This is a genomic window from Sporichthya brevicatena, from assembly GCF_039525035.1.
Taxonomy (GTDB): domain Bacteria; phylum Actinomycetota; class Actinomycetes; order Sporichthyales; family Sporichthyaceae; genus Sporichthya; species Sporichthya brevicatena.
The window spans coordinates 1-19416 of record NZ_BAAAHE010000009.1; the positions used below are offsets into that span (position 1 = coordinate 1).

General features: G+C 72.4%; 17 protein-coding genes. 11 read left to right on the forward strand and 6 right to left on the reverse strand.

From position 1 onward, the window contains the following. Positions 1–142: 142 nt before the first annotated feature. Positions 143–2107 carry a vWA domain-containing protein gene (locus ABD401_RS06745; RefSeq protein WP_344602929.1) on the reverse strand — a complete coding sequence of 655 codons (1965 nt, stop codon included), beginning with the start codon at positions 2105–2107 and terminating at the stop codon, positions 143–145. Next, positions 2104–3525, reverse strand: coding sequence for an ATP-binding protein (locus tag ABD401_RS06750; protein WP_344602931.1), 1422 nt, complete (start codon positions 3523–3525; stop codon positions 2104–2106). The genes ABD401_RS06745 and ABD401_RS06750 overlap by 4 nt, the downstream gene beginning before the upstream one ends. A gap of 95 nt (positions 3526–3620) precedes the next feature. Here ABD401_RS06750 and ABD401_RS06755 point away from each other — a divergent pair, with 95 nt between their 5' ends. Continuing rightward, complete coding sequence (locus ABD401_RS06755; RefSeq protein ID WP_344602933.1) at positions 3621–4802, forward strand: FIST signal transduction protein; 1182 nt, start codon at positions 3621–3623, stop codon at positions 4800–4802. A 10-nt stretch (positions 4803–4812) separates the two neighbouring features. Continuing rightward, positions 4813–5772, forward strand: a complete 960-nt coding sequence (locus ABD401_RS06760; protein ID WP_344602935.1) for an ROK family protein — start codon at positions 4813–4815, stop codon at positions 5770–5772. Here the strand turns inward: ABD401_RS06760 and ABD401_RS06765 are convergent. Beyond that, on the reverse strand, positions 5688–7211 hold the full coding sequence (locus ABD401_RS06765) for an MFS transporter (RefSeq protein WP_344602937.1): 1524 nt from the start codon (positions 7209–7211) through the stop codon (positions 5688–5690). The genes ABD401_RS06760 and ABD401_RS06765 overlap by 85 nt on opposite strands. 81 nt (positions 7212–7292) lie before the next feature. Between ABD401_RS06765 and ilvA the strand changes: the two genes are divergently transcribed. The 3 genes from ilvA to ABD401_RS06780 all read left to right on the forward strand — a co-directional run bounded on the left by ilvA (position 7293) and on the right by ABD401_RS06780 (position 10426). Next, on the forward strand, positions 7293–8507 hold the full coding sequence (gene ilvA, locus ABD401_RS06770) for a threonine ammonia-lyase (RefSeq protein WP_344602939.1): 1215 nt from the start codon (positions 7293–7295) through the stop codon (positions 8505–8507). A gap of 93 nt (positions 8508–8600) precedes the next feature. Then, the gene (locus tag ABD401_RS06775; RefSeq protein ID WP_344602941.1) at positions 8601–9536 is read left to right on the forward strand and encodes an ATP-binding cassette domain-containing protein; all 936 of its coding nucleotides are present in this window, start codon (positions 8601–8603) and stop codon (positions 9534–9536) included. Beyond that, positions 9533–10426, forward strand: a complete 894-nt coding sequence (locus tag ABD401_RS06780; protein WP_344602943.1) for an ABC transporter permease — start codon at positions 9533–9535, stop codon at positions 10424–10426. The genes ABD401_RS06775 and ABD401_RS06780 overlap by 4 nt, the downstream gene beginning before the upstream one ends. An 18-nt stretch (positions 10427–10444) precedes the next feature. Here the strand turns inward: ABD401_RS06780 and greA are convergent, their stop codons facing one another. Further along, on the reverse strand, positions 10445–10930 hold the full coding sequence (gene greA, locus ABD401_RS06785) for a transcription elongation factor GreA (protein ID WP_344602945.1): 486 nt from the start codon (positions 10928–10930) through the stop codon (positions 10445–10447). A 393-nt stretch (positions 10931–11323) separates the two neighbouring features. On the opposite strand from greA, the gene mca reads away from it, so the two are divergent. From mca to ABD401_RS06800, 3 genes are all read left to right on the forward strand, one after another. Beyond that, on the forward strand, positions 11324–12178 hold the full coding sequence (gene mca, locus ABD401_RS06790; RefSeq protein WP_344602947.1) for a mycothiol conjugate amidase Mca: 855 nt from the start codon (positions 11324–11326) through the stop codon (positions 12176–12178). Next, positions 12175–12441: a hypothetical protein gene (locus ABD401_RS06795; protein ID WP_344602949.1), complete on the forward strand. Its 267-nt coding sequence runs from the start codon at positions 12175–12177 to the stop codon at positions 12439–12441. Before mca ends, ABD401_RS06795 begins: the two co-directional genes overlap by 4 nt. Positions 12442–12574: 133 nt before the next feature. Then, positions 12575–13651 (forward strand): hypothetical protein, encoded by a 1077-nt coding sequence (locus ABD401_RS06800; protein ID WP_344602951.1) that lies wholly within the window; start codon positions 12575–12577, stop codon positions 13649–13651. A gap of 31 nt (positions 13652–13682) precedes the next feature. On the opposite strand, the gene trhA is transcribed toward ABD401_RS06800, so the two are convergent. Further along, a complete protein-coding gene (gene trhA / locus ABD401_RS06805) occupies positions 13683–14345 on the reverse strand; it encodes a PAQR family membrane homeostasis protein TrhA (RefSeq protein ID WP_344602953.1) in 663 nt (220 codons plus the stop codon). A gap of 64 nt (positions 14346–14409) precedes the next feature. Between trhA and ABD401_RS06810 the strand changes: the two genes are divergently transcribed. Both ABD401_RS06810 and phoH2 read left to right on the forward strand, forming a co-directional pair. Beyond that, positions 14410–15162: an isoprenyl transferase gene (locus ABD401_RS06810; RefSeq protein WP_344602955.1), complete on the forward strand. Its 753-nt coding sequence runs from the start codon at positions 14410–14412 to the stop codon at positions 15160–15162. 351 nt (positions 15163–15513) lie between these two features. After that, on the forward strand, positions 15514–16845 hold the full coding sequence (gene phoH2 / locus ABD401_RS06815; RefSeq protein ID WP_344602957.1) for an RNA 5'-3' helicase PhoH2: 1332 nt from the start codon (positions 15514–15516) through the stop codon (positions 16843–16845). Positions 16846–16907: 62 nt separating this feature from the next. On the opposite strand, the gene ABD401_RS06820 is transcribed toward phoH2, so the two are convergent. Continuing rightward, complete coding sequence (locus tag ABD401_RS06820) at positions 16908–18311, reverse strand: class II fumarate hydratase (RefSeq protein WP_344602959.1); 1404 nt, start codon at positions 18309–18311, stop codon at positions 16908–16910. A gap of 123 nt (positions 18312–18434) precedes the next feature. Here ABD401_RS06820 and ABD401_RS06825 point away from each other — a divergent pair, with 123 nt between their 5' ends. Beyond that, positions 18435–19376, forward strand: a complete 942-nt coding sequence (locus ABD401_RS06825) for a PDDEXK family nuclease (RefSeq protein WP_344602961.1) — start codon at positions 18435–18437, stop codon at positions 19374–19376. Positions 19377–19416: the final 40 nt, after the last annotated feature.

Sequence of the window (19416 nt, forward strand, 5' to 3'; positions counted from 1 at the left end):
ACCTCTACCGACTCCTCGAAGCAGGCCCCAACCCGGCTTGACGGGACATAGGAGCGTCACCCTTTTTGGATGCCGGCCCGAATCCAAAAAGGGTGTCACCCCTTACTGCGGAGTAAGGGGTGACACCCTTTCTTGACACGGGTCAGGCGGAGCGGCGGCGGGCGTTGCGGTTGCGGAGCTTGAGGTAGTCGCTGACGACGTAGTCGCCGAGGCGGTACGGGTCGGGGTAGAAGACCCGGCCGCCGCTGCGGCGCGCGACCTCCTCGCAGAACGCGGCGAGGCGGGGGTCGTCGTCGAGGGAGAAGACGTTGAGCAAGGCGCCCCGGCGCGTCATCGCGTCGATCTGGGCGTAGGTCAGCGACAGGGTCGAGGGGGCGGGTGGCCAGTCGAAGTGGACGCCGCCGTCGCGGAGCAGGTGGGCGGTCGGCTCGCCGTCGGTGACGATGAGGACGATCCGTTCGCTGCCCGGGTGCTGCTCGAGGAACTTCCCGGCGAGCAGCAGCGCGTGCTGCAGGTTCGTGCCCTGGACGTAGTCGGGCTCCAGCGTCGCGAGCTCGGTCGCGGAGATCTCCTGCGCGTAGCGGGAGAACGCGACCAGCTGCACCGCGTCCGACGGGTACATCCCGTGGACGAGGGCGTGCAGCGCGAGCGCGGTCGTCTTCGCCGCGACCCAGGTGTCGCGCAGCACCATCGAGTACGACATGTCGATCAGCACCGACACCGCCGCGCGCCCGCGCCGCTCGGTCTCCGCGACCTCGAAGTCGCTGACGTCGAGCCGGATCCGCCCGTCGTCGGCGAGACCGCCGCGGCGGACGGCGTTGGTCAGCGTCCGGACGACGTCGATCGGCTGCTCGTCGCCGAACTGCCACGCGCGGGTCGCGCCGGTGAGCTCGCCGGCCGACCCGGCGGAGTGGATCTCGTGCGTCCCCTGCTGCCGGGCCGCGAGCGAGGAGAACACCTTGCGCAGCGCCGACTGCCCGATGCGCCGTACCGCCTTCGGCGTCAGCTCCAGCCGTCCGCCGGAGCGGTTCAGCCAGCCCTGCTCCTCCAGCTCACGCTGGATGCGCTTGAGCTCCGCGAGGTCGTCGAGGGCCCCGCGTCCCAGCGCGCGCCGGACCGCCTCCTCGTCGACGTCGTCCAGGCTCGCGCCCGGGTACTCCTGGCCGAGGGTGGCCAGCAGCTCCTCGGCGTCGGCGAGGTCCTGGAACGCGGACGTCGCGTCGCCCATCCCGAGCGGCTGGTCGCCGTTCAGCCGGGAGCCGCCGTCCCAGTCGAGGTCGGGGCGGCGGGCCCGGAGCTGGTCGGAGAGCCGGCCCATCTCGGCCGACATCCCGAGGTCGTTGAACACGCCCTCCGCGAGCTGGGCGAGTTCGTCCTGCTGCTCCGGGGTCAGGGACGCCATCATCCGCTGCGCGGCGGCCATACGCCGGGCGAGGGAGTCGACGAGCTCGTCGAGGTTCTGCGGGTTGTCCGGGAAGAAGTCGCCGTACTGTTCCATGAACCGGTCGAACTGATCCTGCGTCAGTTCGCCGCGGTCGTCGGCGGCGAGCATCTCGTTCAGGTCCGCGAGCATGTTGCGGACGCGTTCCATGTCCTCCGGCGTCGCGTCCTGCAGGGCCTGCTTCATGCCGGCGAACCGGCTGTCGAGAACCTCGCGCCGGAGCACGTCCTGCGCGTGGGCGAACGTCTGCGCCGCCTCGGGGGAGCGCCAGTCGTAGGTCGAGAGCTCCGAGATCGCCTGCGCCACGCCGTTCGGGACGTTGTCGAGCCGCGCCTCGCGGAAACGGGCGTCGTCGTCGGCGTCGCCGAACAGCTGCGCGCGCTCCTGCCCGATCGCGGTGTCGACCAGCGCCCGCACCTCGTCGAGCGTCCCGTCCGCCCGGCCCCGGCGACGGATCTCCTTGCGCCGCTTGGCCGCCTCGCGACGCAGGGCGTCGAGCCCGCGGCGGCCGCCGGCGCCGCGGTGCAGCAGTTCGCGCAGCGCGTCCTCCGGCCGGCCGCCCTGGAGCACCCGGTCCCCGAGCTCGTCGAGCGCCCGCCGCACGTCGTACGGTGCGGCGAGCGGGTCGGGCCCGTCGTCGTACGGGCCGTAGCGATACCGGCTCATGACTGGTAGGTCACGCGCCCCGTGCCGTCGACGTCCTTGGAGATCTTGCGCGCGAGGTAGAGGCCCTCGAGTGCGAACTCCGCGGCCGCCGCGGCCTGGCCGGGGGACTCGGCGCCGTCCAGACCCAGCCGCTCCATCAGCTTCGCGAGGCCCGGCAGCGGTCCGATCGCCTCCAGCAGGTCGGCGGCCGGGACGAGGTCGCCGGTGGCGATCATGCCCTCGCTCTCGATCCGCTCGATCAGGCCCGACAGGTCCGCCCCGCCGAGGCGGGCGCGGAAGACCTCGTGGGTGGCGCGGCGCAGCAGGTGCGCGAGCACCTCCAGCTCGCGGCCCTCCTCGCCGGCCTCGAACTCGACCTTGCCGCGCAGCGTCGCGACCACGGTCGCCAGGTCGGAGACCCGCGCCATCGGCGCTTCCCCGGTGACGGCCGAGCGGCGGTAGGCGGAGGCCGCGACGGTCTCCGCGGCCGCGATCGCGAAGCGCGCCGAGACGCCGGAGCGGGAGTCCACCGCCGGCGACTCGCGCACCGCGCGGGTGAAGCGGATCAGGATCTCCAGCAGGTGGTCCGGCACCGGGGACTCCGCGCCGTTCCAGCCGAGCACGGCCTCCTGGCACACCAGCGCGATCTCATGGGCGAGGTCGAGCGGGTAGTGCGTGCGGATCTCGGCGCCGAAACGGTCCTTGAGCGGAGTGATGATCCGCCCGCGGTTCGTGTAGTCCTCGGGGTTCGCGGTCGCGACCAGCAGCAGGTCCAGCGGGAGCCGCAGGTTGTAGCCGCGGATCTGGATGTCCCGCTCCTCGAGCACGTTGAGCAGGGAGACCTGGATGCGCTCGGCGAGGTCGGGCAGCTCGTTGATGACGAAGACGCCGCGGTTCGCGCGGGGGACCAGGCCGTAGTGCACGGTCTCCGGGTCGCCGAGGCTGCGCCCCTCCGCGACCTTGACCGGGTCGACGTCGCCGATCAGGTCCCCGACCGAGGTGTCCGGGGTCGCGAGCTTCTCCGCGTAGCGGTCCGCCGCGGCCAGCCACTCGATCGGCAGGTCGTCCCCGGCCTCGGCGACCAGGGCGCGGCTGTGCGCGGTCAGCGGCTCGTACGGGTGCTCGCGCAGGGCCGAGCCCGCGATGACCGGCGTCCAGTCGTCGAGCAGGGTCGTCAGCGTCCGGGCCAGGCGGGTCTTGCCCTGGCCGCGCTCGCCGAGCAGGACCAGGTCGTGGCCGGCCAGCAGGGCGCGCTCCAGGGCGGGCAGGACGGTCTCGTCGAAGCCGACGATTCCGCGGAAGCGCTCGCCGCCGGTGCGCAGCGCCTCGAGCAGGTTCGCGCGCAGCTCGGCCTTGAGCGTGCGGTGCTGGTGCCCGGACGCCCGGAGTTCACCGAGGGTCCGCGGGGCAGGAGGGGTCGAGGAAGGGTGCGCAGGCATGCGAGCACGGTACGTCGCCGCGCCGCGTTCGTGCGCCGGCGATCATCCGGGCGGCAGAGCGGGACAATGGGCCCCGACCCGGCGAAGGAGACACGATGCGGTTCGGCAGCGGTGTGGAACGGGCGGCCACGGCGGGGAACCTCGCCGGCGCCGCACGGCTGGCCGCGGCCACCGCGCGGGCGGCGCTCGGCGGCCAGGCCCCCGACCTGGCCTGCGTGTTCATCAGCGGGCTGGACGTCGACGACATCGCCACCGCGGGGGAGGTGGTGGTCGCCGAGCTGGGGGCCGCCGCCCTGATCGGCTGCAGCGCCTCCGGGGTGATCGGCCCCGAGACCGGGTGCGAGCTCGAGCCGGCGGTCGCGGTCTGGGCGGCGGTGCTGCCGGGCGCCCGGATCCAGACCTTCCACCTCGACGTCGTGCGCAGCCCGGACGGGCTGACGGTCCTGGGCCTGCCCGACCCCGAGATCGACGACGCGGTCGGGGTGCTGCTCGCCGACCCCTGGTCGTTCCCGGTCGACGGGTTCGTCGAGCTCTCGAACGAGGTCCTGCCCGGTCTGCCGCTCGTCGGCGGGCTTGCCGGGTCCGCGTTGGCCACGGCCGGCCGGTCGACCTGGCTCGCCTGCGACGACGACGCCTTCGACTCCGGCGCCGTCGGCGTGCTGATCGGCGGGGAGGTCGACGTCAGCACCGTCGTCAGCCAGGGCTGCCGCCCGGTCGGGCCGACGATGGTCGTGACCAGTGCCGACGGCAACGAGCTGCTCTCGCTGGCCGGCATGCCCGCCAGCGAGAAGCTGCAGGAGGTGCTGGCTGCCCTTGACCCCGAGGACCGCGAGCTGGCGCTGACGGGGCTTCAGATCGGCATCGCGATGGACGAGTACGCCGAGGTTCACGAGCGCGGTGACTTCCTGATCCGCGGCGTCGCGGGCCTGCACCCGGACCGGGGCTCGATCGTCGTCGGTGACGTGGTCGAGGTCGGCCGGACCGTGCGCTTCCAGGTCCGCGACGCCACCGCCGCGCACGACGAGCTCACCGAGGTGCTCACGCAGTTCCGGACGGACGTCGGCACGGCCCGCGGTGCGCTGCTGTTCTCCTGCAACGGCCGGGGCGCCTCGATGTTCGGGACCGCCGACCACGACGCCAAGCTCGTCGCCGCCGGCCTCGATGTGCCCGCCCTCGCCGGCTTCTTCGCCGGTGGGGAGATCGGCCCCGTCGGCGGGCGCAACCACCTGCACGGGTTCACTGCGTCGATTCTCGCCTTCGGGAGCGCCGACTCGTGAGCGCCGGCCGGTGAGCGTCGCGCTCGCGGTCGACATCGGGGGCACGAAGCTGGCCGCGGGTCTCGTCGACGCCGACGGCACCGTGCGCGCCGCCGACCGCGTCCCGACCCCGCGCTCGCCCGACGCCGAGGTCCTGTGGACCGCGCTCGCCGACCTCGTCCGCAGCGTGCACGCCAAGGCGGGGGCGGCCACGGCCGGGATCGGCGTCGGCTGCGGGGGTCCGATGGTCTGGCCGGCGGGGCGGGTCTCCCCGCTGAACATCGGCGGCTGGCGCGACTTCCCGCTCCGGGACCGGCTGCGCGACCTGGCGCGCGAGCTCGGCGTCGGCGACGTCGTCCGCATCCACAACGACGCCGTCTGCGTCGCGGTCGCCGAGCACTGGCGCGGCGCCGGCCGGGGGAGCGCGAACGTCCTCGGCATGGTCGTCTCCACCGGGGTCGGCGGGGGCCTGGTCCTCGGCGGGCGGCTCGTCGACGGCGCCCGGGGCAACGCCGGTCACATCGGGCACGTCTGCGTCGACCCCCGCGGGCCGGAGTGCGCCTGTGGCGCCCGCGGCTGTCTGGAGGCGGTCGCGAGCGGCCCCCGCACCGCGGCCTGGGCCCGCGCCGAGGGCTGGGCGAACCCCGCCGGCGACGACGCGGCGACGATGACGGCCGACGCCCGCGCCGGGCACCCGGTCGCGCTGGCCGCGCTCCGGCGGGCGGGGGAGGCCCTCGGGGTGGCGATCGCGTCGGCGTCCCACCTGTGCGACCTCGACGTCGTGGCCGTCGGCGGTGGCCTGGCGCAGGCCGGGGACCTGCTGTTCGGTCCGCTGCACGCCGCTTACGAGGCGCAGGCGCGGATGGACTTCGTGCGGGCGACGCGGATCGTGCCGGCCGCGCTGGGTCAGGAGGCCGGGCTGGTGGGCGCGGCGGCGCTCGTGCTCGTCCCCGGCACGTACTGGTCGCCGGGCTCCTCCGCCGCGACCTGACTCAGCGTCAGAGCCGGGGTGAGTGCCGCGAGCACGACCGCGACGGCGCCCACCGCGGCCGCCACCCAGAACACGCCGGTCGCGGCCTCGGCGAAGGCCAGGGCGTAGGCCTCCTGAGCCGCCGCGGGCAGCGCGTCCACCTGCTCCGGCAGGGTCGAGACCTGGTCGACGTCGAGGGCGGCGTCGTTCAGTCGGTGGGTGAGGACCGCGACGCCGACGGCGGAACCCACGGTCCCGCCGAGGTTGCGGAAGAACGAGACCGACGCGGTCGCGATGCCGAGGTCCCGGACGTCGACGGAGGACTGCGCCACCGCGACCAGCACCGGCGAGACCAGGCCGATGCCGAGCCCGAGCAGGGTGAGCGCGGTGACCGTGTACGCCGCGGACGTCGCCGGGTCGAGCCGGGTCAGGGCCAGCATCGCGACGGTGATCAGCACCGTCCCCGCCACCGGCGGCGCCTTGTGCCGGCCGGTGCGGCTGACCGCCCGCCCGACGCCGACCGAGCTGATCAGCAGGCCCGTCGTCATCGCGGTGAGCATCAGGCCGGACGCGGTCGCGCTGCGGTCCTGCACGAGCTGCAGCACCAGCGGGATGAACAGGATCGCGGCGAACATCGCGGCGCCGACGCAGAACGCGACAGCCCCGGTGAGCGCGAACGCCGGGTTGCGGAACAGTCCGAGCGGGAGCACCGGCTCCGGCGCCGAGCGCTGCGAGACGACGAACGCGGGGGCCAGCACCGCGGCCCCGACGCCGAGCAGCCAGCTCTGCGGGTCGGCCCAGCCGACCTCTTGGCCGCGGGTGATCCAGCACAGGAAGCAGCCGACCGCGCCGGCCAGCAGCGCCGCGCCGCGCAGGTCGAGGGCGTGCTCCCGGCGGCGCACCGGCAGCGGCAGCTGGGTGAGCACGAGCGCGAGCACCACCGCGCCGACCGGCAGGTTGAGCAGGAACAGCCAGCGCCAGCCCGCGGCGTCGACGACGGGGCCGCCGATCACCGGCCCCAGCACGCTGGCCAGTCCGAACACCGCGCCGAACAGCCCCTGGTACTTCGCGCGGTCCCGGGCGGGGACGACGTCCGCGATCACGGCCAGGGCGAGGGTGAGCAGGCCTCCGCCGCCGAGGCCCTGCAGGGCACGGGCCGCGGCCAGGGTCCCCATGCCGGGCGCCAGCGCGCACAGCGTCGACCCGGCGAGGAACAGGCCGATCGCGGCGAGGAAGACCGGCTTGCGGCCGAACAGGTCCGAGACCCGTCCGTAGAGCAAGGTCGACGCGGTCGCGGTGAGCAGGTAGGCCGTGACGACCCAGTGCGTGTCCTCGACGCCGCCGAGGTCGCCGACGATGGTCGGCAGCGCGACCGCCACCATCGTCCCGTCCAGCGCCCCGAGGAGGACGCCCAGCAGGAGTCCGACCATGAGGAGGCGGAAGCTCCGGCCCGAATTCACCGCAGAAGGGTAGGCCATCCGGCGCGCCGGTCCCGCAGTCGATGCGGCCCCGGAGCCCGGGTGATCCGGCACACTGCCAGCGTGTCCCCGGCCCTGCCCGTTCCGCTCGCGGACGTCCGCGCCGCCGCGGACCTCCTCGCCGACGTGGCGCGGGTCACGCCCGTCGTCGGCTCCCGGGTGCTCTCCGACCGCTGCGGCGGTCCGGTCCGGTTCAAGTGCGAGAACCTCCAGCGGGGCGGGTCCTTCAAGCTCCGCGGTGCCTACGTCCGCATCGCCCGCCTGACGCCCGAGGAACGCGCCGCCGGGGTGGTGGCCGCGAGCGCGGGCAACCACGCCCAGGGCGTCGCGCTGGCGGCGTCGCTGCTGGACTGCCGCGCCACCGTCGTCATGCCCGTCGGGGCGCCCCTGCCGAAGGTGGCCGCGACCGAGGGCTACGGCGCGACCGTCCGCCTGATCGGCGACAACGTCGAGCAGGCCCTGGCCGCCGCCGCCGAACTCGCTGCCGAGACCGGGGCGGTGCTGATCCACCCCTTCGACCACGTCGACGTCGTCGCCGGGCAGGGCTCGGTCGGGCTGGAGATCCTCGAGCAGGTCCCCGACGTCCGGACGATCGTCGTCCCCACCGGCGGCGGCGGCCTGCTTGCCGGGGTCGCCGCGGCGGTGGGGGAGCGCTCCGACGTCCGCGTCGTCGGCGTCCAGGCCGCCGGTGCGGCCGCGTACCCGTCCTCGCTCGCGGCCGGGCACCCCGTCGCGCTGGACGGCGTCACGACGATGGCGGACGGCATCGCGGTCGGCCGGCCCGGCGAGGTGCCCTTCGCGGTGATCGCCGAGCTCGTGCCGGACGTCCGGACGGTGTCCGAGGAGTCGCTGTCCCGGGCGCTGCTGCTGTGCCTGGAACGCGCGAAGCTGGTCGTGGAGCCCGCGGGCGTCGCCGGTGTCGCGGCGGTGCTCGACGACCCGCAGGCCTTCGAGCCCCCGGTGGTCGCGATTCTGTCCGGCGGCAACGTCGACCCGCTCCTGATGCTCCGGCTGCTGCGGCACGGCCTCGCCGCGTCCGGCCGGTTCGTCGCGTTCCGCACCCGGATGACCGACCGGCCCGGTGCGCTCGCGGCCCTGCTCCACGAGCTCGGCGAGGCCGACGCGAACGTCCTGGAGGTCGAGCACCTGCGCACGAACCCGCGCCTGCACGTCGACGAGGCCGAGGTCTACGTCCAGATCGAGACCCGGGGCGGCAAGCACACCGACGCCGTGCTCGGCCGGCTCCGGGCCGCGGGATATCCGCTGGTCTTCGGCTGATCGGTCCTCCCGACCCGGGCGTCCGGAGCCGCGCCGGACCCGGTTGGGGCAAAGATCGTCACTCCCGCTCGGGGCGACCGGCACCATGGTGCGGTGGCCAACGCCGTAGTCGTGGAGGGCCTGGTCAAGCACTACGGCCAGGCCCGGGCCCTCGACGGCCTCGACCTGGAGGTCGCGGAGGGCACCGCGCTCGGCCTCCTCGGCCCCAACGGCGCCGGGAAGACCACGACCGTCAAGATCCTGACGACGTTGCTGCGCCCGGACGCCGGCCGCGTCCAGGTGGCCGGGATCGACGTCCTGCGCGAGCCCGCCGCGGTGCGCCGCCGCATCGGGCTGGCCGGGCAGTTCGCGGCCCTGGACTACACGCTGACGGCCCGCGAGAACCTGCAGATGTTCGGCCGGCTCTACCGGCTCGGCCGCCGGCAGGCCGACAAGCGGGCCGACCTGCTGCTGGAGCGGTTCCGGCTCACCGACGTCGCCGGGCAGCCGGTGAAGACGTTCTCCGGCGGCATGGCCCGCCGGCTCGACCTGGCCTCCGCCCTCGTCGCGACGCCCAAGGTCCTGTTCATGGACGAGCCGACGACCGGCCTCGACCCGGTCTCCCGCCTCGACCTGTGGGACCTGCTCGCCGAGCTCGTCCGCGGCGGGACGACGCTGCTCCTCACCACGCAGTACCTCGAGGAGGCCGACCGGCTCGCGGACCGCATCGCGGTCGTCGACCGCGGGCACGTCATCGCCTCCGGCACCCCCGACGAGCTGAAGCGTCAGGTCGGCGGGGACCGGGTCGACGTCCGCCTCACCGACGTCACCCAGATGGAGCAGGCGGTGACCGCGCTGCGTGAGCTCGCGGCCGGCGATCCGGTCGTCGACGAGGCCGGCGGGACCGTCGGCGTCCCGGCCGCGGGCGACGCCTCGGCCGCGATCGCCGGCATCGTCCGGGTCCTCGACCGCCACGGCATCGCGATGCAGGACATCTCCGTCCACCGGCCCACGCTCGACGACGTCTTCGTGGCGGTGACGTCCCGATGACCGACTCGATCGGGGAGCCGCTGCCCTCGCGGGTGGCGGCCTCCCGGAAGTCCCACCGGCGCGCCGGCCGCGGCCCGGCGTGGTCGCTCGGGTCGGAGATCGCCTGGGCGATCTCGGACGCCGGGGTGCTGACCCGGCGCAACCTGCTCCACACCGTGCGGGTGCGCGAGCTGTGGCCGTTCATGTTCCTGCAACCGCTGGTGTTCGTGTTCCTGTTCGCCCTCGTCTTCGGAGGGGCGATCACGATCCCCGGCGGCGGGAGCTACCGCGAGTTCCTGCTCGCGGGCGTCTTCGCCCAGGCCGTCGCGTTCAGCACCTACCCGACGACGATCGCGATGGCCTACGACCTGCAGCTCGGCCTGATGGACCGGCTGCGGACCCTGCCGATCCACCCCGCGGCCGTGTTCGTCGGGCGGACCGTGGGCGACGTCGCGCGCATGTCGATCTCGTTGACGGTGATGGCCGTCGCCGGCGTGATCGTCGGCTGGCGCATCGAGGACGGCCCGGTCCGGGCCGTGGCCGCGTTCGGCGTCCTGCTGCTCTTCGGCTTCGCGATGAGCTGGGTCGGTGCCTACCTCGGGCTGGTCGCGAAGAGCGTCCAGGCGGCGCAGAGCATGCCGATGATGTGGCTGTTCCCGGTCGTCTTCGTCTCCAACGCCTTCGTCCCGACGCAGACGATGCCGGAACCGCTGGAGACCGTGGCCGAGTGGAACCCGGTGACGGCGGTGGCCGCCGCCGCCCGGGAACTGTTCGGGAACCCGAACCCGTTCCGGGACGAGGGCACCTTCCCCGCCGAGCACCCGGTCCTGCTCACGGTGCTCTGGTCGGTCGGCATCATCGGCGTCGCGGCGACGCTGTGCACCCGGCGGATGCGCCAGGTCCGGCGCTGAGTCGGGCTGCCGTAGGGGTCAGCCGGTGAACGGCTCCACGTCGACGATCGAGACCTCGACCTTGCGGCCGTTCGGCAGCTCGTACGCGCAGACGTCACCGATCTTGTGGTCGAGGATCGCCGAGCCCAGGGGCGACTTCTCGGAGTAGACCTCGAGGTCGCCCATCTCGACCTCGCGCGAGCCGAGCAGGAAGCGCTCGGTGTCACCGTCCGCGAAGCGGATGGTCACGATCGAGCCGGGGTGCACGGCGCCGTCGTTGGCCGGCGGCTCGCCGACCTTGGCGTGGCGGAGCAGCTCGTTGAGCTGACGGATGCGGGCCTCCTGCTTGCCCTGCTCCTCCTTGGCGGCGTGGTAGCCCCCGTTCTCCTTGAGGTCACCCTCCTCGCGGGCCGCCTCGATCTTGCGAGCCAGTTCCACGCGCCCCGGACCGGAGAGCTGGTCCAGCTCCGCCTTGAGCCGGTCGTAGGCGTCCTGGGTGAGCCAGGTAACGGTTTCCGTGGTCATGGGTCGCTCCTTGCGGATGTGTTGCGGGCTCGTTCGTCCGCCGGCGCTGCGCTGACGGACGGTCAGGTGGATCAGATCGGTGAACCACGCACGAGCAGGCCTAGTAAACAAACCGACCGACGCTCCGGATGACGGTGCGACGGTCGTGGCTAGGCCGCTCAGTGTAGTGAGAGGCGTTCCCCCGTGACACAAGATTCATGCCTGGGAATTTTTGAACATTTTGGGGGTTTAGCCCGAAAGAGTGGCATCACCGGCCGCCCGATACGCACCGTGATCAGCGCGTTCGCCGGCCGACTATCCTTCGGGACGGGGTCACGCGCTGAGCCGGCCGCCCCGGGGGATTCGAGGAGAGGACGGGACGCACGCGTGTCGAGCGCGAAACCGTTGCGCCTGATGGCTGTCCACGCCCACCCCGACGACGAGTCGAGCAAGGGCGCGGCCACGATGGCGATGTACGTCGCCGCCGGCGTCGAGGTGATGGTCGTGACCTGCACGGGCGGGGAGCGCGGCGACGTCCTCAACCCGAAGCTCGCCCACGACCCCGAGGTCGCCGCGAACATCCACGCGATCCGGGCCGCCGAGATGGAGGCCGCCCGCGAGATCCTGGGCGTCCAGCAGGCCTGGCTCGGATTCGTCGACTCCGGCCTGCCGAGCGGCGACCCGCTGCCGCCGCTGCCCGAGGGCTGCTTCGCACTGGTCCCGACCGAGGAGGCCGCGCGGCCGCTCGTGAAGCTGATGCGCGAGTTCCGGCCGCACGTCGTCACGACCTACAACGAGGAGGGTGGCTACCCCCACCCGGACCACATCGCCTGCCACCAGGTGTCGGTGGCCGCGTTCGACGCCGCCGGCGACCCGGGCCTCTACCCGGAGTGCGGCGAACCGTGGCAGCCGCTGAAGCTCTACTACGACGTCATCTTCACCAAGGAGAAGACGCAGGCCCTCCATGACGCGATGGTCGCGGCCGGCCTGGAGTCCCCGTACGCGGAGTGGCTGGAGCGCTGGAAGGACCGTGACTCCCGCCCCGTGACGACCCGCGTCCACTGCGCGGAGTACTTCCCCGTCCGCGACGCGGCCCTGCGCGCGCACGCCACGCAGATCGACCCCGACGGCTTCTTCTTCAAGATGCCGATGGAGATGCAGCAGGCGGTCTGGCCGACCGAGGACTTCGAGCTCGCCCGCTCGCTCGTCGACACCGAGGTCCCCGAGGACGACCTGTTCGCCGGCGTACGCGATCGTGTGTGTCCATGATGCTGACCCTGGGGCTCCTGCAGCTCGTCGATGTCGTCACGGCCGCGGACCCGTCGCCGGCGCCGGTGGTGATCGACGAGGACAAGGTCTCGCCGGGCTTCATCGCCCTCGCGCTGCTGATCGCGATGTTCGTCGTCGTGTTCTTCCTCATCAAGTCGATGCAGAACCGGCTGCGGAACATCGACGTCGACCGGCACTCCCGCGAGCAGGACGCCAAGCGTCGCGCCGCCGGTGAGCCGCCGGCCGAACCGGACAATTCCTGACCTACCTGCGCAACTGACCGACGGAGCGTCAGATTGCTCACGGGTTCAGTCACCCGCCCGGCGCATTCGCGGTCCGGCCCCGGCGTGATCGGGTGTGCACAGCACATCTGCTGAACTTCGGGGGGAGTTTCCGATGTCCGACACTCTTGTCGTGGACAAGGCCGACGAGGCCATCGCGTTCGCTGGTTCTGCCGTGGGGGATCTCGACGGCCTGCTGGGTGGTCTGCCCGACGTCCTCGGGGACGTCGTCGAGCTCGTCGAGGACGTGGTCGAGACCGTCGTCGACGGCGTCCTGGTCAACGTCGTCGGGGGTGTTCTCGGCGGCGGCGGCCGCCTGCTGGGTGGTGACCTGCTGGGTGGTGACCTGCTCGATCTGGGCAGCCTCGACGGCACCCTGAGCAACGTGCTCGGGGACCTGCCCGGCACCGTCGGGGGCGTCCTGAACGGTCTGGGTGACCACCTCGACCACACGCTCGACGTCACGCTCGACCAGGTCACCGGGGTGACCGCGGCGCTCGGCCCGGTCCTGAGCCCGGTGCTCGACCCGGTCAGCGACGTCGTCGAGGGCATCACCTCGACGCTCGGCGTCACCGACGAGCTGCCCGCCCGGCTGTCGGCGCTGGCCGGCATCGCCATCGTCGGCGGCGACTCGCTGCTGTCGAACCTGACCGGGCTGCTCGACTCCGCGCTCGGCTTGGGTGTCGGCGGCACCGTCGACTCGACGCTGGTCACCGCGACCAGCGCCGTCGACGAGATCAGCGCCTCGCTCGGCCTCGACGGCGTCACGGGCGACCTCACCGACGTCGTCACCGTCGGCGCGACCGAGGGCCCGACCGCCCTGGCCGCGACTGCGGACACCAGCGGCGACGCCACGAACGACCTGGTCAACGGGCTGCTGGCCGACGTCGCCGACACGTCGAACCTGCCGATCGGCGGGGACCTCCTGGTCGGCCTGCAGGGGCTGATCCACAACGTCGGCGAGACCGTCGACTCGACCGTCGCGGTCGTGCTCTCCGACACCCTCGTGGCGCCGGCGGTGCCCGCGTACGTCGACCACACCACCGACACGGTCGACTCGGTCCTCGCCGACCCGAGCTCGCTCGACCTCGGCGCCGAGCTCGACTACACCCTGGGCACCGTCGACCAGCTGGTCGCGGACACGTCCACGGCGCTCGGCCTCCACCTGGACCTGGGCGGTCTGCTCGGCTGATCCACCTGCTCGTCACGGGTCGGTCGTCGCGTCAGCCGTAGCTGTACGCGACGATCGACACCGCGACGTAGTGCACGATCCACGCGACGACGGTGAACGAGTGGAACACCTCGTGGAAGCCGAACCAGCGCGGTGACGGGTTCGGGCGCCGGAGCCCGTAGACGATGCCGCCGATCGAGTACAGGACGCCGCCGACGATGAGCAGCACGAACGTCGCGACGCCGCCCTCGACGAGTTGGGGCACGAAGAACGCCGCCGTCCAGCCGAGGATCAGATAGGCCGGGGCCGACAACCAGCGCGCGGCGTTGATCCAGATCGACCGGACGAGCACGCCCAGCGCGGCGCCGGACCAGACGATCCAGAGCATGATCGTGCCGGTGCGGTCGTCGAGCAGCAGCAGCGCGAACGGCGTGTAGGACGCCGCGATGATCAGGAAGATGTTCGCGTGGTCGATCCGTTTGAGGATCTCCGTCGTGCGCGGACCCCAGTTCCCGCGGTGGTAGAGCGCGCTGACGCCGAAGAGCAGCGAGGCCGTGCCGGCGAAGATCGCCGAGGCCAGGCGGGCGCGGGGTTCCTGCGGGATCGCGACGAGCACGAAGCCGGCGATCACCGACACCGGGAACGTGCCCATGTGCAGCCAGCCGCGCAGGTGGGGCTTGACCGCGGCTTCCATGCGGTCGAACACCTCGTTCACGGTCGCCAGGCTAGGGCACGTCTGTAGGGTGGCCGATGTGGCCGGGAATCGGGTGCGCGCACGGGTGAAGAGCGTGCTGTACCGGCTCTACGAACGCCGGCTGACCGGGCGCTTGTCGACCGCCAAGGTGCCTCGTCACGTCGGCGTCATCCTCGACGGCAACCGGCGCTGGGCGAAGGCCGCGGGCGGTCGTCCCGAGGAGGGGCACCAGGCCGGCGCGGACAAGATCCACGAGTTGCTGCGCTGGTCCGCGGACGCGGGCGTCGAGGTCGTCACGCTGTGGTTGCTCTCGACCGACAACCTCAGCCGGCCCGAGTCCGAGCTGCGGCCGTTGCTGCGGATCATCGAGAACACCGTCAACGAGCTGGTCGAGGGCGGCTGGCGCGTGCACCCGGTCGGCGCCGTCGACCTGCTGCCGCCGGAGACCGCCCGCGTCCTGAAGGCGGCCGCCGACGCGACCGGTGACCGGGAGGGTCTGCTGGTCAACGTCGCGGTCGGGTACGGCGGCCGGCGCGAGATCGCCGACGCCGTCCGCTCGCTGCTGCACGCCCACGCCGCGCAGGGGACGTCGATCGAGGAGCTCGCCGAGGTCATCGACGTCGAGCACATCGCCGAGCACCTCTACACGCGCGGCCAGCCGGACCCGGACCTGGTCATCCGCACCTCGGGGGAGCAGCGCCTGTCCGGGTTCCTGCTGTGGCAGACCGCCAACTCCGAGTACCACTTCTGCGACGCGTACTGGCCGGACTTCCGTCGCGTCGACTTCCTGCGTGCACTGCGGGACTACGCCCGCCGCGAGCGTCGCTTCGGTGGGTGACTGATCCACCCCGCCGGGTGTCCGGAATCGGCAGTGACTAGTCCTTTCGGGGGATTTCGTAACGGGCCGTTCATCCACATCCGGGGCCGGATCGCGTGTTCTTCCACGCCGCTCACAGGTCGTCGTCCTACCGTGAATGCAACGGACGGCACCCCGTCGTCCGGCCGGAAGGGTCCTCGTTGCACGATCGCAGCGAAAGACACGGGAAGCCGGTCACACCGGCCCCGGATGCTTCTGCTGGGTGCTGTGCCTTCGACAGAGAGGGCCGGTACCGGGCCCTCGGACTCGCGGTGCCGGCTCGATGCCAGTCCCCGCGCAGCGGCGGTATCCCGCTCGCGTTCGGAGCGCCCCGTGGCCAACGTCTCTCGTCGTCGCCCGCCCAGGACTGCTCGTCGCACCTACGTCCTGGACACCAGCGTTCTGCTCTCCGACCCCCGGGCGATGACCCGGTTCGCTGAGCACGAGGTCGTCATCCCGATCGTGGTCATCACCGAACTGGAAGGGAAGCGGCACCACCCCGAGCTCGGGTACTTCGCTCGTACGGCACTGCGCATCCTCGACGAGCTCCGCATGGAGCACGGTCGCCTCGACTCACCGCTGCCGGTGAACGACGAGGGCGGCACGTTGATCGTCGAGCTCAACCACAGCGACGTCTCGGTGCTGCCGGCGGGCTTCCAGCTCGGCGACAACGACACCCGGATCCTCGCGGTGGCGCGCAATCTCGCGGCGGAGAGCCGTGAGGTCACGCTGGTCTCCAAGGACCTGCCGATGCGGGTGAAGGCGTCCGCCGTCGGGCTGATGGCGGAGGAGTACCACGCCGACCTGCCGGTCGAGGCGGGCTGGACCGGCCTCGCCGAGATCGAGGTGCCGGCCGCGACGCTCGATGCGATGTACGCCGGGGAGAGCGCCGTGGTGGAGGAGGCGCAGGACCTGCCGTGCCACACGGGTCTGGTGCTGCTCTCGGACCGCGGGTCCGCGCTGGGGCGCGTGCTGCCCGACAAGAGCGTTCGGCTCATCAAGGGTGACAAGGACGCGTTCGGTCTCCGTGGGCGTTCGGCCGAGCAGCGCATCGCGCTGGATCTGCTGCTGGACAACGAGATCGGCATCGTCTCGATCGGTGGCCGCGCCGGCACCGGCAAGTCGGCGCTCGCGCTGTGCGCGGGTCTCGAGGCCGTGATGGAGCGTCGCCTGCACCGCAAGGTCGTCATCTTCCGGCCGCTGTACGCGGTCGGCGGGCAGGAGCTCGGGTACCTCCCGGGCACCGAGGCCGAGAAGATGGGGCCCTGGGCGCAGGCCGTGTTCGACACCCTCGGTGCGCTGGTCGCTCCCGAGGTCGTCGAGGAGGTCATGGCCCGCGGGATGCTCGAGGTCCTGCCGCTCACGCACATCCGCGGCCGGTCGCTCCACGACGCGTTCGTCATCGTCGACGAGGCCCAATCCCTCGAGCGCAACGTACTTCTGACGGTCCTTTCGCGAATCGGGACCGGCTCCCGCGTCGTGCTCACCCACGACGTCGCCCAGCGCGACAACCTCCGCGTCGGCCGCCACGACGGCGTCGTCGCCGTGGTCGAGACGCTGAAGGGGCACCCGCTGTTCGCCCACGTCACGCTCACCCGGTCCGAGCGCTCGCCCATCGCGGCCCTCGTCACCGAGATGCTGGAGACGCCGCTCGACGCGTCCTGACGTACCACCGTTGCGTCCGGCCGACTGGGGCCTATAGCCCACAGTTGGCCGGACGCAACGCGTTAGGGGTGCGTCATGCGCATGACGTCGAGGGCGCGGTCGAGATCGGCGGCGGAGATCCGGCCGGCCTCGACGTGGCCCCGGGCCTCGACGACGTCCCGGATCGTCCGCCGTTCCTTCACGGACTGCTTCACGATGCTCGCGACCTCCTCGTAGCCGAGGTGCTTGTTCAGCGGCGTCGCGACGGACGGCGACGACTCGGCGAACTCGCGGCAGCGGTCGACGTCGGCCTCGATGCCGTCGACGCAGCGGTCGGCGAACAGGCGGCTGACATTGGTGAGCAGGCGGATCGAGTTGAGCGTGTTGCGCGCGAGCATCGGCAGCATGACGTTGAGCTCGAAGTTGCCGGCGGCGCCGCCGAACGCGACGGCTGCGTCGTTGCCGATCACCTGCGCGCACACCATCGCGAGCGCCTCCGGCACGACGGGGTTCACCTTGCCGGGCATGATCGAGCTGCCGGGCTGCAGGTCGGGGAGATGGATCTCCGCGAGACCGGTGCGCGGCCCGCTGCCCATCCAGCGCACGTCGGTGGAGATCTTGTAGAGCCCGACGGCGATCGTGCGCAGCTGGCCCGAGAGCTCGACCAGCCCGTCCCGCGCGCCCTGGGCCTCGAAGTGGTCGCGGGCCTCGGTCAGGGGGAGACCGGTGGTGCGCGCGAGTTCGGCGATGACCGCGGCGGAGAACCCGGGCGGGGTGTTGATGCCGGTGCCGACGGCGGTGCCGCCGAGGGGAAGTTCGGCCACCCGGGGGAGCGTGGCCTGCAGGCGCTCGATGCCGTACCGCACCTGGGCCGCGTACCCGCCGAATTCCTGACCCAGCGTCACGGGGGTGGCGTCCATGAGGTGGGTGCGGCCGGACTTCACCACCTCGCGCCACTCGTCGCGCTTGCGCTCGAGGGCGGTGGCCAGGTGCTCCAGGGCGGGGATGAGGTCGTGGGTGACGGCGTCGGTGGCCGCGACGTGGATCGACGAGGGGAACACGTCGTTGCTCGACTGACTCGCGTTGACGTGGTCGTTGGGGTGGACCTTCTCGCCGAGACGTTCGGTCGCGAGCGTCGCGATGACCTCGTTGGTGTTCATGTTCGACGACGTCCCGGACCCGGTCTGGAACACGTCGACGGGGAAGTGGTCGTCCCACTGTCCGTCGGCCACCTCCGTCGCCGCGGCCGCGATCGCCTCCGCCATCGGGGCGGGGATCACCCCGAGCTCGGCGTTCACCCGCGCCGCCGCGGCCTTGATCAGCCCCAGCGCCCGGATGTGCCGCCGCTCCAGTCGCTCCCCGGAGATCGGGAAGTTCTCCACCGCCCGCTGCGTCTGGGCCGCGTACCTCGCCCCCGCCGGCACCCGGACCTCCCCCATCGAGTCGTGCTCGACCCTGAACCCGCTGTCCCCGTTGCTGTTCGCCATGCCCCCATCCTTCCCCCGTTGCGTCCGAAGATGTGGCTGCTGTTGCAGCCACTTCTTCGGACGTTGCGGGTTGTCCACAGGGATGGCGGCGGCGGAAGCCGATGTCGACGACGATGTGCCGCCATGGGGGAGATCACCGCGGCCCGACGCCGGCAGGCGCGCCGCCGACGCATTGCTGCTGCCGCGGAGCCACAGGCGGGGGTGGTCAGCCTGACCCAGCTCTACGGGATGGGGGTCGAGCGGTGGGACCTGCGCGCGGAGGTCCGGGCCGGCCGATGGCGCCGGTGGGGGAAGCAGACCGTGCGCGTGGCCGACGGTGATCCGGCGGTCGCCGTGCTGTGGCGGGCGCTGTTCGAGGTGTCACCGTTGGCCGTTCTCGACGGGGTCACGGCGCTGCAGGTGGCCGGGCTGAAAACCATCACCGCGGACGCCATCCACGTCGCCGTGCCGAAGTCCTCGCGGCCACGCCGGTGCCGCGGGGTGGTGGTGCACGAGACACGCCGCTACGAGGCGTCGTCCGTCGTCGACGACGGCATCCCGCGGATGCAGCCCGCGACCGCCGCAGTCCACGCCGCACTGTGGGCGCGGACCTCCCGGCAGGCGGCGTTGTTCGTCCTCGCGTCCGCGCAGCAGCGGTTGTTCACGCTGGAGGAATTCGGGGTCGAGGTCGAGAAGATCCGCCGGGACCGGCGACGTGGCCTGATCCGGCAGCTGTACGCCGAACTGGCCGGCGGCATCGAGGCTCTCGGGGAGCGGGACTTCGCCCGACTCTGCCGCCGCCGGGGGCTCCCGCCGTCGACGCGACAGCTGCGCCGGCAGACCCCGAGCGGCACGTGGGTCTACGACACGGTCTGGGAGCAGTACGGCGTCACCGCGGAGATCAACGGCTCGCAGCACCTCGAACCCGAGCAGATGTTGCGGGACGCGCTGAAGCAGAACGAGCGACGCCTCGACGGCCACGTCGTCATCGTGATCCCGAACGTGGCGCTCCGTGTCGACCCCGAGCCCTACTTCGACCAGCTGGAGGCGGCGCTCCGCCGGGGTGGCTGGCATGGGGCCGCTTAACGCCAACGTCCGAAGATGTGGCTGCTATTGCAGCCCCATC

Excerpts from the sequence above, each read along its gene's own strand:
- ABD401_RS06745 (WP_344602929.1), bottom strand. The coding sequence starts at position 2,107 with ATGAGCCGGTATCGCTACGGCCCGTACGACGACGGGCCCGACCCGCTC.
- ABD401_RS06800 (WP_344602951.1), top strand. The coding sequence starts at position 12,575 with ATGTCCGACACTCTTGTCGTGGACAAGGCCGACGAGGCCATCGCGTTC.
- ABD401_RS06780 (WP_344602943.1), top strand. The coding sequence starts at position 9,533 with ATGACCGACTCGATCGGGGAGCCGCTGCCCTCGCGGGTGGCGGCCTCC.
- ABD401_RS06820 (WP_344602959.1), bottom strand. The coding sequence starts at position 18,311 with ATGGCGAACAGCAACGGGGACAGCGGGTTCAGGGTCGAGCACGACTCG.
- ABD401_RS06755 (WP_344602933.1), top strand. The coding sequence starts at position 3,621 with ATGCGGTTCGGCAGCGGTGTGGAACGGGCGGCCACGGCGGGGAACCTC.
- ABD401_RS06795 (WP_344602949.1), top strand. The coding sequence starts at position 12,175 with ATGATGCTGACCCTGGGGCTCCTGCAGCTCGTCGATGTCGTCACGGCC.
- ABD401_RS06825 (WP_344602961.1), top strand. The coding sequence starts at position 18,435 with ATGGGGGAGATCACCGCGGCCCGACGCCGGCAGGCGCGCCGCCGACGC.
- mca (WP_344602947.1), top strand. The coding sequence starts at position 11,324 with ATGGCTGTCCACGCCCACCCCGACGACGAGTCGAGCAAGGGCGCGGCC.
- greA (WP_344602945.1), bottom strand. The coding sequence starts at position 10,930 with ATGACCACGGAAACCGTTACCTGGCTCACCCAGGACGCCTACGACCGG.
- ABD401_RS06750 (WP_344602931.1), bottom strand. The coding sequence starts at position 3,525 with ATGCCTGCGCACCCTTCCTCGACCCCTCCTGCCCCGCGGACCCTCGGT.